We start from the raw sequence: 15,503 nt of genomic DNA on the forward strand, positions 1-15,503 counted from the left end.
CCGGGATGAGCTTAATGTTCTGAATGTTCATATTTGAATACGGGCAGGCCAAGGCGGAATCTCAGAGCCAGCAATCGTGCGCTTAGCCCAGTGACCAGTGTAATAATAATAACCCAGTTATGGGATAGCGGCGTGTATTGCTGTAGCGCTATGTAGATCCATGCAGCAGCAAATGATATACCGGCATAAATTTCTTTCTGAAACACCAATGGAATGCAGTTACAGAACATATCGCGCAGAACACCGCCAAATACGCCGGTAATCACAGCGGCTATGGCAGCAATAATTGTGCTGTGGCCCATATCGAGGGCGATTTGTGCGCCAATAATAGAAAAAACAATTAGTCCGATGGCATCAAGCACTAAAAACAAATGGCGCAAATGCTTCATTAACGGAGCCATCCAGGTTGTGACGATCGCAGCAACAGCGACAATAACAATGTATTCAGGGTGCTTAACCCACCTAAGCGGATAGTGGCCCAGCAATATATCTCTAACTGAGCCGCCACCGATAGCAGTTGCAGATGCAATGATAATGACGCCAAACATATCCATCTGACGGCGGCCTGCGGCCAGTGCACCGGTCATGGCTTCAGCGGTGATACCGATAATATAAAGAACACTGAGTAGCATATTGAATGTAATTTCTTAAGGGCAGTAAAGGGGGGCAGCTTAGTCACTAAGCAAAAACGTCGCGACTGAGATTTTCTAAACCGTGCGTTTAAAATTATTTAATCTAATTGAAATATTAATTATCTTATTGATATTTTTATATAAAAAAATAACTATTGGTTTGTTATTCATTAGTTGTTTTAGGGTGAAAATCAATTATTAAGATAGTGTGGGAGAGCTTAAAGGTCATGTGATGATTATTCTACTTGATTGCAGAGTAACTCATCGAGTGGTGGTTTTTATCTCTATTTTATCTTTTGTTTCAGTGGAGTTTTTCATGGGTAAGTGTGTTAATTAGCGCCAATATCGGGCTGTATTCTTGGCTGGTATGGTAGCTATCGGAGCATTGCTGGATGGTTGATTGATAGAACAGGTCAAGCCAATACAGCAACGGTGAAAGTAACGTCTCCGGCTGTATTAAAGGTGAACCGATGACACAAACGACCCTCTTTTTCGGTTTGAGCCGCCCTCATGACCTAGCTATTTCCACCACTGAATGACAGTCTTTTGTTGATAATGATGTCACCAGCCGCTTCAAGGATTGCCTGACAGTTATTGATGCTAAAGGGCAATGGTTGGGAAATGATGGGAATGTGGCTAAAGAAAATAGTAAGGCGTTAGTGCTTATCCATAAAAGATGACAAAGAGAATACAATAGAAGCGCTGCGCTCCCAGTATAAACAGCAGTTTGCGCAAGAGTCTGTTATGCGTGTTGATACTATTGTATATGTTGATTTCTAAAGGTAAATATTGAGTTTGAGCTTTATGGTCTTTTACCTCCCGATTGGAAGTAAAAGGCCTGTAATATCATTAACTTTATATGGATAAACCGTATTTTTGTTACAAGACCAGTCCGGCAATAGCAGCAGAAAGTAAGCTAACCAAAGTTGAACCATATACTAGTTTTAATCCGAATCGTGAAACTACATTACCTTGCTGCTCATTTAGCCCTTTAATGGCACCAGTAACAATTTCAATAGAGGCTAATTTAGCAAAAGAGACTAAAAATACAGAAAGAATACCCAAATCTCTCGGCAACATTTCGGCGGCAACTTTTTTCAGCTCAATCATGCAACGAACTCATTTGCCACCAGTTTAGTCGCCATAATACTCCCTGCATACAAAGCATCTTGAGCGGGGATGCCAATTAGTAGAGCTAGCGGATAAAATAGATATCCCAGTATGCCTTGGAAACTGATGTTGAATAAGGTGCTAAATAAAGCATTAGTGGCTGAAGTTATAGCAACAAACCTATTAACATTGCGGCTATAGTCATCGCAATTTTAAAGCCAGCCAAAATATATTCTCCAAGCATTTCAAAAAAATTTGATCTTCATGAAGCTTATTTAGCTTTAATTCAGGTTCTTCCGTGACCGGATAAGAGTTAATAATTGAAAGTATAATAAAAGCACTAAACATATTTAGTTTGAGCGCTGTTACTACAAATTTTTGATCGAGCATGGTCATATAAACACTGAAAATCGACATGGAGACAGTCGACATTGCAGTGGCCGCCATGGTGTACATTCTGCGCGACGAGCTATCGGCAGATTATTTTCATCATTTATCCATTGGGTGACTCACTATTTATCTGCCCGCTTAAATTGCCACCATTAAGGCAAATGTAGCACTTCCTCAAGAAGGCCGAGGCGATAGCACCATCTGTGTTTAACTCACCCATAGGATAGAATATGAACATGATTAATCTCCCTAGTTGCCGCGCTTTTACTGAGGCCGGCCATTTATCTCAAATATCGGCTTATTACGAAGAAGGTCGCAATACCATGTGGATGTTGCTGCGTGCTCATCCCCGCCCCTGTTTTAATCTGGAGTTAATTGAAAATATTATGACATTGGTACAGGCCGCTAAAGAATCAAAATTACCTATCGATTTTTGGGTAACTGGTTCGATGGTGCCTAATATGTTTAATGTAGGAGGGGATTTAAACTTTTTTGCCCAAATGATCAGAAATCGTAAGCGGGAAGCGCTAATGGCTTATGCTCGTGCTTGCGTAGATTGTGTTCATGCGGCTTCTCGTGGGTTTGATACTGGTGCTATCTCTATTGCAATGATTGAAGGGAGTGCACTGGGTGGGGGATTTGAAGCGGCATTAGCTCATCACTTTGTATTAGCACAAACGACCGCCAGAATGGGATTTCCGGAAATTGCATTTAATTTATTTCCGGGTATGGGGGGATATTCACTAGTTGCCAGAAAAGCGGGTATGAAAGTGGCAGAACAACTGATTTGGACAGGTGAACCCCATGCTGCGGAATGGTATGAGAGCCGTGGATTAATAGATAAGTTATTTCAGCCGGGGGATGCTTATCTTGCGACACGCACATTTATAGACACTATCAAGCCTAAATTAAATGCCATACGAGCTATGATTCGAGTGCGGCAGCGTGTTCTACAATTAACGCGTTCTGAATTAATGGATATTACAGAAGACTGGGTTGATTCTGCATTGTCTATTGAACCGAAAGATATCGCCTATATTGAACGGCTGGTTATGTTGCAAGACAGACATGCTTCAGGAATACCAAAAGCTATATAGTTTTTGCACCTAATCCAGTGAAAGGTGAGGGTGTTGTGTTATCAGCCAATGCTCCAGTTCATCTGCGGGCATTGGTTTAGCATAAAGAAATCCCTGTTTTTCATCAATGCCAATAGAATCCAGAAATTCTTCTTCCTCTTTAGTTTCTACCCCTTCGGCGATCACTTGCATTTTAAGTGCTTCGGCGACAACGATAATGGCTCGTACCAGAGATTGTGAAATAGGATTAGTATCAATATGGCGAACAAAACTTTGATCCAGCTTAATGGCATCAATAGGGATGCGCGCTAACTGAGAGAGTGAAGAATAACCAGTACCAAAATCATCTAAGTGAACTTGAGCACCTAAGTAGCGTAGCTGTTTAATTATATTGATAGCGGCGTCTTCATTATCAATTAAGCAACTTTCCGTTAATTCAACATCGACCAAGCTAGATTCCAGTTCGCTGGCTTCGAGAGATTCAATAAAGCTGGTAACGATAGCCTCATCTATCAATTGTCGAGCAGAAACATTGACGGCAACTCGTAGGTTAATCCCGCGTTTTCTCCAATCGACGGCTTGTTGCATCGATGTTTGCAGTACCCATTTACCCAGGGGCCTGATAAGTCCGGATTCTTCGGCATAGGAGATAAATTCCAGAGGAGCAATCAAACCTCGTTCAGGCGATAACCATCTGACGAGTGCTTCTACACTGTGCACTTTTCCTGTTTTGGTTGATATTTTTGGCTGGTAATAGACATGTAATTGGTGCTGTTCTAAACCCTTGCGTAAATTGGTATCGAGCCAAACATATTCGGATACTTTTTTATTCATTTGCTGCGAGAAAATTGAATAGGTCTGTTTTCCATGTTCTTTTGCGGTATACATAGCGGTATCTGCGCTGCGAATAATATTTTCCAATGTGTCGCCATGCTCAGGGCATAGTGCAAGACCAATTGAACAGCCGGTATATACCTCGATCAATCCAATCCGGAAAGGCGATTTCATACGGTTGAGAATTCTCTGTGCAGTTGTTTCAAGCAAGTTTATCGTAGCGTTTTCGACCAAAACAATAAACTCATCACCTCCTAACCGGGCAAGCATTTCGTTGTCACCCAGGCAACTTAAAATAGCCTGAGAAACATCCTTCAGTAACCGATCACCAAACATATGGCCGTAATGGTCATTCACTTTTTTGAAGTTATCGAGATCGAGATAAATAATACCTACAGAGGTGTCAACACGGGTTTGGATTGCGCTGTTTATGCGTTCATGAATAGCATGGCGATTAGGTAAACCAGTAATCATATCGGTATTGGCCAGAATCCTAAGGCGTTCTTGAGCGCGTCTCTCTTTGGTAATATCAGTGCCAGAGCAGATGAGATAGCGCTCATTTTTACCGCTACCACTATGAACAAACTTATTGCGGAATAAAAATAGGCGCTTTCCTTTAACGGTGTTAACCCAACGCTCTGCTTCATAAGATGCACCACGCTGAAAGAATCCCTCAATATTTTTCCGTGACGACGCCCCTTCCTTGGCTGTCATAAATAAGTCATAGACGTTTTTACCAATAACATCTTGCTCTTTCTTACCGGTATATTCTTCGCTAAGGTGGTTAAATCGTTGTACGCACCCATCTTTATCAAGAATAACAATCACTGAATTAGCTTCAGAAACGACCTGCTCTGCAAAGGAAAGACCTATGACCAAGTCACGAGCTACAGATTCAGTATCAGCATAGGCTGAGGCAGTACCTCCCCATTCTTTCTTATTAATCTTGCGGCCGACAAGATGTAGATGAAGGGGGTGACCATAAATTTCAATTTCAATATCTAAACTTGCAGTAATTCCGGTTAAGCTCCGGATTCTCATTGTTTGGACTAAATTAAGGGATATTGCGATATTTGTTGTCCCTTTAACTGCAGATAACTCTAAAGCTTGGCTATCAAAAGCAAGCCGCCAAAATGGGCTATGAGTACCAAAGTAAGCATTGAGGATCGACGTGTCTTGGTTTTCGAACATATGCGACCCCCTAAAAGTGTATATGAGTCTTTTACTTACCTTAGCCGGAAACTCAGAAGGCCCTATTCCTAACCCTCCCAGTGATGAATAATCATCCTGACCTGTAGAACATGACTCTATCCAGATCACCTACCGAATAAAGTATATGTGTAATTTATTCATACCAGATCGTAGATAGTAGTGATAATCATATTAAATGCTTTTTTTACTTTAAGGTTGTGATGAAAGTTAAGCATGAAAAAATAAAAGACACTATTTTTTATATTGTTACGTTCATTTAGGCTAAATCCTAAAATGAGAAAAGAAAGATGAGACATGGTTTATTGGAGTGTAGTGGGGATAGTATGGTTTTTAGTGAGTTAATGATGGAAGTATGTCAGTGGTAAGCAATCTGGGTATTCCATTTCGAAACAAGATGAGAATACCCGAGGTAAATCACGATTATGGTTTTTCTGCGATTCTTTTCAGATACTCATTATTTTTGAATACAATCATGATCATCTCAAAACCAATACGTGAACTAATGCCACCGCCGATGATGATGGCAATCCCTATGAAGAAACTACCAAACATCGCCAGTACGCCGGATACAATGATGCCAAACAGTGAGAGCCAATATAAAATAGTAAGAATTTTTGGTGTCAGCATTGAATCAAAATAAAGTACATTCTTAAGCATTACATAATCCTTCATCTTTAAATGTTCAAATTTCGGTAGTGATTATGTATTAATTTTAAGTTCGTGACCACACATTACTTATTGTGAAATATATATAATCCCCTTTCCGGATAATATTTTTACTTAAAGTTAAGTACCATTCCAACCCCGACCTCTTCTATATCAACCGCACCGGCTAATGCTATTTTAGCTTTTAGGTCAGTACAGTGACAGGGATACAGTGCTTGTGCGCTGAGCTGCTTGAAATAGTCTGATGTTCTGGTGAGGATGGATTTCTCTGTATTTAATAGATGAAAACCACCAATAACAGCCCGAACGCGCTTATCACCGGTCACTTTAATAGCATAATCAATAATATTGCAGATCCCAGAGTGAGAGCAGCCAGTAATAATTACAATGCCCTCTGGGCTGGTATAAACTATCACACTGTCGTCTATGACAAAGTCGTCAACTTCATGGCCACAACAATTGATAGTTTTCCCTATAGGATGCAGCCCTTCAAAATCATTACTACGTTCTATCTCACCTAAAAAAAGTAAATTATCCGTAATGTAATAAACACCGGACTGATCAATTCGTTTGAAAAAGGTGGAATAGCCATCAGCCGGAAAATGAGCACCTATTGATTTATCTTCGTAGTATTTAGGGGTAAATGCATTGGGGTGAGCCACAAGTTTTATTTTCTGCTCACTATAGTGATTTGTTCGGTCTAGATATTGTGCAAGATGGGTTAAGCCCCCGCTATGGTCGTTATGACCATGGGAGAAAATCACACTATCGATATTGCTGATATTAATACCCAGAATTGCCGCATTACATAGAAAAACGTCAGAGTAACCAGTATCAAAAAGAAAATTTTTTCCATTAATTTCAATATGATAACAAACCCCCGGTTCGGCTATAAGATATTTGTCTATTAGGGTGTTGTTATCAACCAGCACAGTTAACTGCATATCCTTTTCCTTGTTTACTCACATTATTCCGACACTAGTTTTATTTGCGGCTATCGAAAAGTAATTTACACGCTAATCCGGTAAAGACTACGCTTAGCAAATAGTTTGGCCAGCGAGCTGAAAACGCCCCGGTTTTAAAGCGGTTACTCATATTACTGACCACTAAAATCAGGCTATCATTAATAATCAAGCCAATAGCATTCAGGATGGTTGCCAATAACAGCATTTGCACAATCACTGAACCTGACTGGGGGTGATAAATTGTGGGAATAGCGCCAGTACAAATAGAGCCATCTTGGGATTCAGCAATTTGGTGAATAATCCTTTCCGGAAGGCCTTATATACGGGAGCGGGTGATAACGCTGCTTTTATCGGGACACCGTGGGCTGAGGTGAGTATTTTCCATGCCAAATAGAGTAAATAGCATGCACCGAGTATCCGCACTGCATCGTAAGCTAGTGGTACCACTATAAAAAGTTGTGAAAGCCCTAATGCTGCCGCCAACGTGTGGTAATAAGTTCCTAACTGAATACCTGCAAGTGCTACACAAGCACCGGAAAACAGCAGTAAAGTTGTTGTGGCGATCATAACCTCTCCGCAGGAATTACTCGAAAATATGGGCACCTAGTTTTGTTTGTTCAACATACTTCATATAACGGGGGAAAAACAACGAATGTCCTATGTTGTTTAAAATTAGGTGCAGGTTTGTTTAAGCTTTCAATGGCTAGTGATAATTATCCTATACAGATGAGAGTTTGAGAAACTAATGATAATAAGAGCGATATCTGAGGACATTCCGCGCTTAGTTGAGATTTGGGAAAAAGCAGTAAGGGAATCGTATTTGTTTCTAACTGAGGCTGATATTCAATTTTATTTGCTTGGGCTAGAAGTTTGGTTATTTGAAAATAGCAGATAGGCAGTAGGGCTTATTGGCCTCGATGGTAATAAAGTGGAGGTGTTATTCATTGATCCCATCTATCACGGTAAAGGTTTTGGGAAAACGCTGTTGGCGCATGCTCAGCATTTAAAGGGAAAGCTCAGTGTGAATGAACAAAATCCCGCTGCGTTAGCTTTTTACTTGAAATCTGGATTTGTAAAAACTGGTCAGTTCAGAACTGGGCGGCGAGGGAAAGGCTTTTTCACTGCTTCACTTGGCGCAGGTAGAGTAATAAAAGCCCAAATTTCTCCGGGCTTTAGTAAAACGGATGAATAAAAGAAGTTACTCAATATTCTGGATCTGCTCGCGCATTTGCTCGATAAGCACTTTCAGCTCAATAGCTGAATTGGTAACTTCGGCATTGATAGATTTTGATGCTAGCGTATTCGACTCGCGGTTGAATTCTTGCATCATAAAATCAAGGCGGCGGCCAACGGCTTCTTTCTTCTTCAGAATATTGTGTGTTTCTTTGACATGCGCTTCAAGTCGATCCAACTCTTCAGCTACATCGACACGTTGTGCCATCAGCACTAATTCCTGCTCCAGGCGAGTATTTTCCAACTGAACCTGTGCTTCTTCCAGTTTGTTGAGCAAACGCTCACGCTGCCATTGCAAGATATTTGGCATATGCGCACGGACTTTAACCACTTCCGCACTAACGCCATCCAGCCGCTGTTCAATAAGCGCTTTTAGTGCTGCACCTTCAGTTTCGCGGGAAACGATAAAGTCATCCAACACAATATCCAGTGCCTGCATCAGCTCAGTGCTGATGGCATCCAGATCCTGTTCTTCTGCGGCCATAACACCCGGCCAGCGCAGAATATCCACTGGATTAATTTCGCCTTCATCACTTTGCATCTTGACCCACTGACCAGCTTCAACCAGTTGCTTTGCCAGTTTCTCATTAAGGATCAAAGAGCTTTGTGAGTTAGCATCCAGCTCGAAGCGCAAGCTGCACTCAATTTTGCCACGGGTCAGGCGGCCGCGGATACGTTCGCGAATAACCGGTTCCAGGCTACGGAACTGTTCAGGTAAGCGAATGTAAGTTTCTAAATAGCGTTGGTTAACGGAACGCAGCTCCCAGGCTGCGCTACCCCATTCACCCTTAATGTCACGTCGAGCGTAAGCGGTCATGCTGCGGATCATTGTTGCGTACCCGTTTTCAAGAAAAGATGCAGGGATTATAGCCTCCGAGGCGCAGGCAGGATAGGCATTACATCACTAAGGCCGTATAATGCGCGACCAATATCGATTTAAAGCCGGAGAAAGCCCCATGCGCCCAGCAGGCCGAGCAGCACAACAAGTCCGCCCATTGACCCTGACCCGTAATTACACGAAACACGCTGAAGGTTCCGTGTTGGTTGAGTTTGGCGATACCAAAGTATTGTGCACCGCCACGGTCGAAGAGGGTGTTCCGCGCTTTCTGAAAGGCCAAGGTCAGGGCTGGATAACCGCTGAATATGGCATGTTGCCACGTTCGACCCACAGCCGTAATGCGCGTGAAGCCGCAAAAGGCAAACAAGGTGGTCGCACTTTAGAAATTCAGCGCCTAATTGCTCGTTCTTTGCGTGCGGCAGTTGATTTGAAGAAATTGGGTGAGTTCACCATTACGTTAGACTGCGATGTGTTGCAGGCTGATGGTGGCACCCGTACAGCCTCAATCAGTGGCGCTTGTGTCGCTCTGGCTGATGCATTAAATAACTTAGTTGCCGCCGGTAAATTGAAAGCTAACCCGATGAAAGGGCTGGTAGCTGCGGTTTCTGTTGGTATCGTGAAAGGTGAAGCCCTTTGCGATCTGGAATATATAGAAGATTCTGCAGCAGAAACTGATATGAATGTGGTGATGATGGAAGATGGCCGGATGATTGAGGTGCAAGGCACCGCAGAAGGCGAGCCGTTCAGTCACGAAGAGTTACTGGCGTTGTTGGAACTGGCTCGGGGAGGGATAGAAACTATCTTCCTGGCGCAGAAGGCGGCGTTAGAACAATAATTGATAAAGGCGACTTGCTAGTCGCCTTTTTTTTTCCTGCAATTTAGGCACCGAATCATTCAACAAAGTAATTAATGACAGTAGCCACAATCTAGAGGAGACGTACCAATGAAAGCCTATCAGCGCGATTTTATCGAGTTTGCGCTTAACAAGCAGGTGTTGAAGTTTGGCGAATTTACCCTGAAGTCTGGGCGGATTAGCCCCTATTTCTTTAATGCAGGGTTGTTTAATACCGGGCTTGATCTGGCAAAACTCGGGCGTTTCTACGCCGCGGCGTTAATGGATTGTGGTGTGGAGTTTGACCTTTTATTCGGGCCAGCATACAAGGGCATTCCTATTGCCACCACCGCCGCCGTAGCCTTGGCTGAGCATCATGGTCGTGATGTTCCTTACTGCTTTAACCGTAAAGAAGCCAAAAATCACGGTGAAGGTGGCAGCTTGGTGGGGAGCCCGTTAAAAGGCCGAGTCATGCTGGTGGATGATGTGATAACCGCTGGTACTGCGATTCGTGAATCAATGGAAATTATCAATGCGCAGGGCGCCACCCTAGCTGGTGTGATGATTTCATTAGATCGTCAAGAGCGTGGTCGTGGTGAAATCTCTGCGATTCAGGAAGTTGAACATGATTATCACTGTAAAGTCATCGCGATTGTGACGTTGAATGATGTGATCCGTTATTTGGAGGAGAAACCGGAGATGGCGGCTCATCTGACGGCGGTGCGCCAATATCGTGAGCAATATGGTGTTTAAGATTTCCTCATTATGAAAATACAAAAAAGGGCCGTTTGGCCCTTTTTATATGACTATCACAGCGACTTTGTGGCTTATTGCAACTGAGCCACAATCAAAGGCCAGCGGGAATCAAACTCTTGCGTCGGTCGGTAGCGAAATTCTGAGCGAACAAAACGTGAAAGCATCCCTTCACAAAATGCTAATAGCTGTGTTGCCAATAGCGCTTCATCATGGATAAAACCTTGCCCATCACGCAGTTTTTTCTCGCGTAGCACCTGACGTAGCTGTACTTCAATTCGTTCAAACAGCTGGTTAATTCGCCCTTGTAAGCGGTCTTGCTCGAACATCAGTGCATGCCCGGTCATGATGCGAGTTAGCCCTGGATTGCGCTCCGCAAAGCCTAATATCAGCAATAGGATCAGCCGGAGGCGATTAAACGTCTCTTTTTCATCTTGCAGAATCAAATTAATGCGGGACATCAGACTGTCTTCAATAAACTCGATCAGGCTATCAAACATCCGCGTTTTGCTGGGGAAATGACGATAAAGCGCGGCTTCCGAAACTCCCACATTCGCGGCGAGTTTGGCGGTAGTAATGCGTTGGCTGCCATCGCTGGATTCCAGCATTTGCGCTAAAGCCTGCAAAATTTCCTCGCGCCTATTCCTTTTCGTATTTTCTTTTTCTGCCATGTCCGAGTAGACCCTTGCTAAAAATGACTTAATAACAAAAACCCCAATACCGGCCGCACTGGATACCAAGTCCCGGCGGCTTATGTGATAGCTTTTTTACGGTATTAGGGTCTAGGGTAGGTTATTGGCGCCCAGAATGACCAAAACCACCGGTACCACGTTCAGTAAGGTCAAAATCTTCAACCAAATTGAATTCTGCTTGTACTACGGGAACAAATACCATTTGTGCGATACGTTCGCCGGGTTCGATGATGAACGGTTGTTGACCACGGTTCCAGACTGACACCATCAACTGACCTTGATAATCGGAATCAATCAGCCCGACCAAATTACCCAATACCACCCCGTGTTTATGTCCCAAACCTGAGCGCGGCAGAATGACCGCCGCCAGAGTGTTATCACCGATATGTATCGCTAAACCAGTGGGTAACAATGTAGTTTGCCCCGGCAGTAAATCAACTGCTTCGTCCAGACAAGCACGTAAATCCAGCCCAGCAGAACCTTCTGTAGCATACGTTGGTAAAGGAAATTCCTTGCCAACACGTGGGTCCAGAATTTTAATGTCGATTTTTTTCATCATAACGGCTGACAATCTCGTCTATTAAACGCTGACTGAGGAGGTGCTTATCGCTGAGCGGTAAACGTTTCTCTCCAGTCGGCCAAAAAAGGTGCAAGGCATTGGTATCACTGTTAAAACCATGCTCTGCGAGCGATACATCATTAGCGCAAATAAGATCCAGATTCTTCCGCGCTAGTTTTTGTCGCGCGTATTCTTCCACATTCTGGGTTTCGGCAGCAAATCCAACAACAAATGGACGTTTTTTAACCATCGAAGCCACCCCGGCGACAATATCCGGGTTTTTCACTAACTTAAGGGTAATTTCGTCACCCTGTTTTTTTATTTTCTCGTCAGAAACTTGCTCGGCGCGGTAATCCGCTACCGCAGCGCAAGAAATAAAAATATTCTGCTGGGCGGCTAAGTTCTGAACTGTTTGTTGCATCTCCAGCGCACTGACAACATCAATGCGATTCACCGCAGCAGGTGTGGGAAGGTTTACTGGCCCGGCAATTAGAGTGACTTTCGCCCCTCTGGCAGCGGCCGATTGAGCGATCGCGAAGCCCATTTTCCCCGAACTTTGATTGCTGATAAAGCGCACGGGATCAAGCGCTTCACGCGTTGGCCCGGCGGTAATCATGACACTCAAATGTTTCAGGTCTTGTTTTGCTGCAAAATGTTCATGCGCCAGCGCGACAATTTCCAGAGGGTCCAGCATTCTACCTGGGCCAACATCACCACAAGCTTGACTGCCGCTATCAGGCCCCCACAATAGCATTCCACGACTGGCTAGGGTCTGTAGATTGGCTTGAGTAGCAGCTGCGCGGTACATCTGTTGATTCATGGCGGGCACTGCAGCAACAGGAGATGCGGTTGCCAGGCAAACTGTTGTTAGCAAGTCATTCGCCATGCCAGCGGCCACTCGCGCCAGTAAATCTGCTGTGGCGGGGGCCATTATCACTAAATCAGCCCATTTACCCAGCTCAATATGCCCCATTGCTGCTTCTGCCGCAGGGTCGAGTAAATCATCAGAGACGGGATAGCCCGAGACTGCCTGCAACGTGAGTGGTGTAATGAATGCTTTGGCCGCGTGGGTCATCACCACACGTACCTCTGCACCTCTGTCGCGTAAGCGGCGTACCAGCTCAGGAGATTTATATGCGGCAATACCCCCGCTAATCCCTAGCACAATCTTTTTACCAGAAAGATGTTCGCCGGAAAGTCCCGTCATCATGATTGTCCGAATGAAAGTCATAAGAGGCGATATTTTAGCATAACCGCCGGGTAGATTAGCTATCAGGGCATCTCCTGATGCCATCAATCATCAAATTTGCGAGGCGTTACGCATGCTGCTCACCATGGAGTCGCGGCTCATAAAGCCTTCTGTCATGCTGTTTGTGCTGTTCAGGGATAAACAGGAGCCAAGGAATGGATGAGTGGTATGGGCATATGGCCCCAAGAGAAAAGCTGCTGAAATACGGTGCTGCGGTACTGACTGATGCCGAATTGCTCGCTATTTTTCTGCGCACGGGCATCCCAGGCATGCATGTAATGAGAATGGCTGAATATTTGATTGATGAGTTTGGCTCGTTGCATGAGCTTATCTCGGCGGATTATCAGGTGTTATGTGCAAAAAAGGGGATTGGTATTTCGAAATATAGTCAGATTCAGGCTATCGCAGAACTGGCTGGTCGCTGCTTTTCATCTCATCTAATGCGGGAAAGTGCCCTGCTTAATGCCGACATTACACAAAAATTTCTACAAAATATCCTTTCTCATCGTGAAAGAGAGGTTTTTTTAGTGATGTTTTTGGATAACCAGCATCGTGTTATTCGCCATGAGGAGATGTTTACTGGTACCATCAGCAGTGTTGAAGTCCATCCGAGGGAAATTGTGCGTGAAGCGTTGAAGGTTAATGCCGCCGCGCTGATTCTGGCGCATAATCACCCTTCGGGTAAGGCTGAACCGAGCCAAGCTGACCGTTTGATGACTACGCAGGTGATAAAAGCCTGTTCATTATTAGATATTCGAGTGCTCGATCATTTGGTGGTTGGACGGGGTGAATGTGTCTCATTTGCCGAACGCGGATGGCTTTAGAGAAATAATAATTGATCCTTTCGGGATCTTTAGCTGTTCGGGACTTGAGCACTTACGCTTCAGAGCGTATACTACGCCACCTTTGAGAATCTTGGGTTTGGCGTGAAGAGCCTATCTCAACAGGTTTATAGCCTGGTGACAGGGGTTTCTGACCTGATGACAGTGAGTCTTCTCAGTGAATTTGCTGAGATGGGCTCTAAAGCCTGACGAGGCGGCCAAATCCTATACGAAGCTCGAGCTGATTTGATTTTTGGAGAATAGACATGTCCCGAGTCTGCCAAGTTACTGGCAAGCGCCCGGTGAGCGGTAACAACCGTTCCCACGCAATGAACGCGACCAAACGCCGTTTTCTGCCGAACCTTCACTCTCACCGTTTTTGGGTTGAGGGCGAGAAGCGCTTTGTAACTCTGCGTGTATCTGCTAAAGGTATGCGTGTTATTGATAAGAAGGGTATTGAAACGGTCTTGGCCGAAATTCGTGCCCGCGGTGAGAAGTATTAAGGAACTGAATCATGGCTAAAGGTGTTCGCGAGAAGATCAAGCTGGTTTCTTCTGCTGGTACTGGTCACTTCTATACCACCACGAAGAACAAGCGTACTAAGCCGGAAAAATTGGAATTGAAGAAATTCGATCCAGTTGTCCGTCAACACGTGATCTATAAAGAAGCTAAAATTAAGTAATTTTAATTTTGGTGGATTAAGAAAACCCGGCCTCGGCCGGGTTTTTTATTATATAAAGTCTAGTGAGACACGCTAAGGGGGTCGCATGCCTGAATTACCAGAAGTTGAAACCAGCCGACGCGGGATCGAACCTTATCTTGTCGGCCAAACAATTCTTTATGCTGTGGTCAGAAATGCCCGCTTACGTTGGCCAGTATCTGATGAAATCTTGGCACTCAGTGACCAACCGGTACTCAGTGTCCAACGCCGAGCTAAATATTTACTGATAGAGCTGAAAACAGGCTGGATTATCGTCCATCTAGGGATGTCAGGTAGCCTGCGTATTTTGTCGGAAGAAACCGAAGCGCAGAAACATGATCATGTTGATTTGGTTATCAGCAATGGCAAAATCCTGCGTTATACCGACCCGCGCCGCTTTGGTGCCTGGCTATGGGCAAAAGACCTTGCAACCAGTAGCGTACTCGCACACTTAGGGCCAGAACCTCTGAGTGATGAATTTACCGCTGGGTATCTGTTTGAAAAGTCACGTAACAAACGCACTGTAGTTAAGCAGTGGCTAATGGATAATAAAGTGGTGGTCGGGGTGGGCAACATCTATGCCAGCGAATCACTATTTACTGCGGGTATTCTGCCGGAACGCGCCGCTGGTTCATTAACCGAAGCCGAGGTCACACTGTTGGTGGCAACAATTAAAGCCGTGTTATTGCACTCTATTGAGCAGGGTGGCACTACATTGCGCGACTTTTTACAGTCAGATGGCAAACCGGGTTATTTTGCACAAGAGTTACAGGTATATGGGCGAGCGGGTGAGTTATGTCGGCGCTGTGGGAATGTGATTGAAATTGCGAAGCACGGGCAGCGTAGCACGTTTTTTTGCCGCCACTGCCAGCATTAATCTATCTCTTTCGTATTTGAAGCCATAGGGAGTGATCGCCTGTCTGCAACTCCAATTACGTGGG

The 15,503-nt window shown here is 44.4% G+C and carries 16 protein-coding genes and 3 pseudogenes; 9 read left to right on the plus strand and 10 right to left on the minus strand.

Translation table 11 applies throughout. The annotated features are described in order from the left end of the window. Positions 1-11 precede the first annotated feature (11 nt). The gene (locus OVO64_RS16815) at positions 12-632 is read right to left on the minus strand and encodes a trimeric intracellular cation channel family protein (RefSeq protein WP_267248906.1); all 621 of its coding nucleotides are present in this window, start codon (positions 630-632) and stop codon (positions 12-14) included. Positions 633-999: 367 nt separating this feature from the next. Here OVO64_RS16815 and OVO64_RS16820 point away from each other — a divergent pair. After that, a pseudogene (locus OVO64_RS16820) lies at positions 1,000-1,412 on the plus strand (DUF3574 domain-containing protein). Positions 1,413-1,511: 99 nt separating this feature from the next. On the opposite strand, the pseudogene OVO64_RS16825 reads toward OVO64_RS16820, so the two are convergent. Continuing rightward, a pseudogene (locus tag OVO64_RS16825) lies at positions 1,512-2,210 on the minus strand (nucleoside transporter C-terminal domain-containing protein); the annotation flags it as partial. A gap of 152 nt (positions 2,211-2,362) precedes the next feature. Here OVO64_RS16825 and OVO64_RS16830 point away from each other — a divergent pair. Further along, a complete protein-coding gene (locus OVO64_RS16830) occupies positions 2,363-3,229 on the plus strand; it encodes a crotonase/enoyl-CoA hydratase family protein (RefSeq protein ID WP_038637867.1) in 867 nt (288 codons plus the stop codon). A 9-nt stretch (positions 3,230-3,238) separates the two neighbouring features. Here OVO64_RS16830 and pdeR read toward each other — a convergent pair whose 3' ends face one another. The 4 genes and pseudogenes from pdeR to OVO64_RS20565 all read right to left on the minus strand — a co-directional run bounded on the left by pdeR (position 3,239) and on the right by OVO64_RS20565 (position 7,452). Beyond that, on the minus strand, positions 3,239-5,233 hold the full coding sequence (pdeR, locus tag OVO64_RS16835) for a cyclic di-GMP phosphodiesterase (RefSeq protein WP_038637870.1): 1,995 nt from the start codon (positions 5,231-5,233) through the stop codon (positions 3,239-3,241). A 441-nt stretch (positions 5,234-5,674) separates the two neighbouring features. Beyond that, the gene (locus OVO64_RS16840) at positions 5,675-5,911 is read right to left on the minus strand and encodes a DUF4282 domain-containing protein (protein ID WP_038637873.1); all 237 of its coding nucleotides are present in this window, start codon (positions 5,909-5,911) and stop codon (positions 5,675-5,677) included. Positions 5,912-6,030: 119 nt separating this feature from the next. Continuing rightward, complete coding sequence (locus OVO64_RS16845) at positions 6,031-6,864, minus strand: MBL fold metallo-hydrolase (protein ID WP_038637876.1); 834 nt, start codon at positions 6,862-6,864, stop codon at positions 6,031-6,033. A gap of 40 nt (positions 6,865-6,904) precedes the next feature. Next, positions 6,905-7,452: pseudogene (locus OVO64_RS20565) on the minus strand (LysE family translocator). Positions 7,453-7,813: 361 nt separating this feature from the next. Here OVO64_RS20565 and OVO64_RS16860 point away from each other — a divergent pair. Beyond that, positions 7,814-8,077: a GNAT family N-acetyltransferase gene (locus OVO64_RS16860; RefSeq protein WP_230852397.1), complete on the plus strand. Its 264-nt coding sequence runs from the start codon at positions 7,814-7,816 to the stop codon at positions 8,075-8,077. 6 nt (positions 8,078-8,083) lie between these two features. Here the strand turns inward: OVO64_RS16860 and OVO64_RS16865 are convergent, their stop codons facing one another. Then, positions 8,084-8,947, minus strand: a complete 864-nt coding sequence (locus tag OVO64_RS16865) for a YicC/YloC family endoribonuclease (RefSeq protein ID WP_038637879.1) — start codon at positions 8,945-8,947, stop codon at positions 8,084-8,086. Between the two features lie 127 nt (positions 8,948-9,074). Here OVO64_RS16865 and rph point away from each other — a divergent pair, with 127 nt between their 5' ends. Next, positions 9,075-9,791: a ribonuclease PH gene (gene rph, locus OVO64_RS16870; RefSeq protein ID WP_038637882.1), complete on the plus strand. Its 717-nt coding sequence runs from the start codon at positions 9,075-9,077 to the stop codon at positions 9,789-9,791. A 108-nt stretch (positions 9,792-9,899) separates the two neighbouring features. Next, positions 9,900-10,541 (plus strand): orotate phosphoribosyltransferase, encoded by a 642-nt coding sequence (gene pyrE / locus OVO64_RS16875; RefSeq protein ID WP_038637885.1) that lies wholly within the window; start codon positions 9,900-9,902, stop codon positions 10,539-10,541. A gap of 74 nt (positions 10,542-10,615) precedes the next feature. On the opposite strand, the gene slmA is transcribed toward pyrE, so the two are convergent. The 3 genes from slmA to coaBC form a co-directional block, all read right to left on the minus strand. Continuing rightward, positions 10,616-11,212 (minus strand): nucleoid occlusion factor SlmA, encoded by a 597-nt coding sequence (slmA, locus tag OVO64_RS16880; protein ID WP_004392079.1) that lies wholly within the window; start codon positions 11,210-11,212, stop codon positions 10,616-10,618. A 121-nt stretch (positions 11,213-11,333) separates the two neighbouring features. Continuing rightward, the gene (dut, locus tag OVO64_RS16885) at positions 11,334-11,792 is read right to left on the minus strand and encodes a dUTP diphosphatase (RefSeq protein WP_038637890.1); all 459 of its coding nucleotides are present in this window, start codon (positions 11,790-11,792) and stop codon (positions 11,334-11,336) included. Next, complete coding sequence (coaBC, locus tag OVO64_RS16890; RefSeq protein WP_186377450.1) at positions 11,770-13,002, minus strand: bifunctional phosphopantothenoylcysteine decarboxylase/phosphopantothenate--cysteine ligase CoaBC; 1,233 nt, start codon at positions 13,000-13,002, stop codon at positions 11,770-11,772. The genes dut and coaBC overlap by 23 nt, the downstream gene beginning before the upstream one ends. A 194-nt stretch (positions 13,003-13,196) precedes the next feature. On the opposite strand from coaBC, the gene radC reads away from it, so the two are divergent. The 4 genes from radC to mutM all read left to right on the plus strand — a co-directional run bounded on the left by radC (position 13,197) and on the right by mutM (position 15,439). After that, entirely contained in the window at positions 13,197-13,865 is a 669-nt protein-coding gene (radC, locus tag OVO64_RS16895) for a RadC family protein (protein WP_038637895.1), read from the plus strand. 263 nt (positions 13,866-14,128) lie between these two features. Continuing rightward, positions 14,129-14,365, plus strand: coding sequence for a 50S ribosomal protein L28 (rpmB, locus tag OVO64_RS16900; RefSeq protein WP_005164747.1), 237 nt, complete (start codon positions 14,129-14,131; stop codon positions 14,363-14,365). A gap of 11 nt (positions 14,366-14,376) precedes the next feature. Then, positions 14,377-14,544, plus strand: coding sequence for a 50S ribosomal protein L33 (gene rpmG, locus OVO64_RS16905; RefSeq protein ID WP_004392084.1), 168 nt, complete (start codon positions 14,377-14,379; stop codon positions 14,542-14,544). A gap of 85 nt (positions 14,545-14,629) precedes the next feature. Then, positions 14,630-15,439, plus strand: a complete 810-nt coding sequence (gene mutM / locus OVO64_RS16910; RefSeq protein ID WP_038637899.1) for a bifunctional DNA-formamidopyrimidine glycosylase/DNA-(apurinic or apyrimidinic site) lyase — start codon at positions 14,630-14,632, stop codon at positions 15,437-15,439. Positions 15,440-15,503: the final 64 nt, after the last annotated feature.

The sequence above is a fragment of the Yersinia sp. Marseille-Q5920 genome, from assembly GCF_946902935.1.
In the GTDB taxonomy this organism is placed as follows: Bacteria; Pseudomonadota; Gammaproteobacteria; order Enterobacterales; family Enterobacteriaceae; genus Yersinia; species Yersinia rochesterensis.

Bases quoted from the DNA above. Each gene is read 5' to 3' on its own strand.
- OVO64_RS16845 (WP_038637876.1), bottom strand. From the start codon at position 6,864: ATGCAGTTAACTGTGCTGGTTGATAACAACACCCTAATAGACAAATAT.
- pdeR (WP_038637870.1), bottom strand. From the start codon at position 5,233: ATGTTCGAAAACCAAGACACGTCGATCCTCAATGCTTACTTTGGTACT.
- rpmG (WP_004392084.1), top strand. From the start codon at position 14,377: ATGGCTAAAGGTGTTCGCGAGAAGATCAAGCTGGTTTCTTCTGCTGGT.
- OVO64_RS16840 (WP_038637873.1), bottom strand. From the start codon at position 5,911: ATGCTTAAGAATGTACTTTATTTTGATTCAATGCTGACACCAAAAATT.
- rpmB (WP_005164747.1), top strand. From the start codon at position 14,129: ATGTCCCGAGTCTGCCAAGTTACTGGCAAGCGCCCGGTGAGCGGTAAC.
- rph (WP_038637882.1), top strand. From the start codon at position 9,075: ATGCGCCCAGCAGGCCGAGCAGCACAACAAGTCCGCCCATTGACCCTG.
- OVO64_RS16830 (WP_038637867.1), top strand. From the start codon at position 2,363: ATGAACATGATTAATCTCCCTAGTTGCCGCGCTTTTACTGAGGCCGGC.
- dut (WP_038637890.1), bottom strand. From the start codon at position 11,792: ATGATGAAAAAAATCGACATTAAAATTCTGGACCCACGTGTTGGCAAG.
- radC (WP_038637895.1), top strand. From the start codon at position 13,197: ATGGATGAGTGGTATGGGCATATGGCCCCAAGAGAAAAGCTGCTGAAA.
- pyrE (WP_038637885.1), top strand. From the start codon at position 9,900: ATGAAAGCCTATCAGCGCGATTTTATCGAGTTTGCGCTTAACAAGCAG.
- slmA (WP_004392079.1), bottom strand. From the start codon at position 11,212: ATGGCAGAAAAAGAAAATACGAAAAGGAATAGGCGCGAGGAAATTTTG.
- OVO64_RS16815 (WP_267248906.1), bottom strand. From the start codon at position 632: ATGCTACTCAGTGTTCTTTATATTATCGGTATCACCGCTGAAGCCATG.
- mutM (WP_038637899.1), top strand. From the start codon at position 14,630: ATGCCTGAATTACCAGAAGTTGAAACCAGCCGACGCGGGATCGAACCT.
- OVO64_RS16865 (WP_038637879.1), bottom strand. From the start codon at position 8,947: ATGATCCGCAGCATGACCGCTTACGCTCGACGTGACATTAAGGGTGAA.
- coaBC (WP_186377450.1), bottom strand. From the start codon at position 13,002: ATGATGACGGGACTTTCCGGCGAACATCTTTCTGGTAAAAAGATTGTG.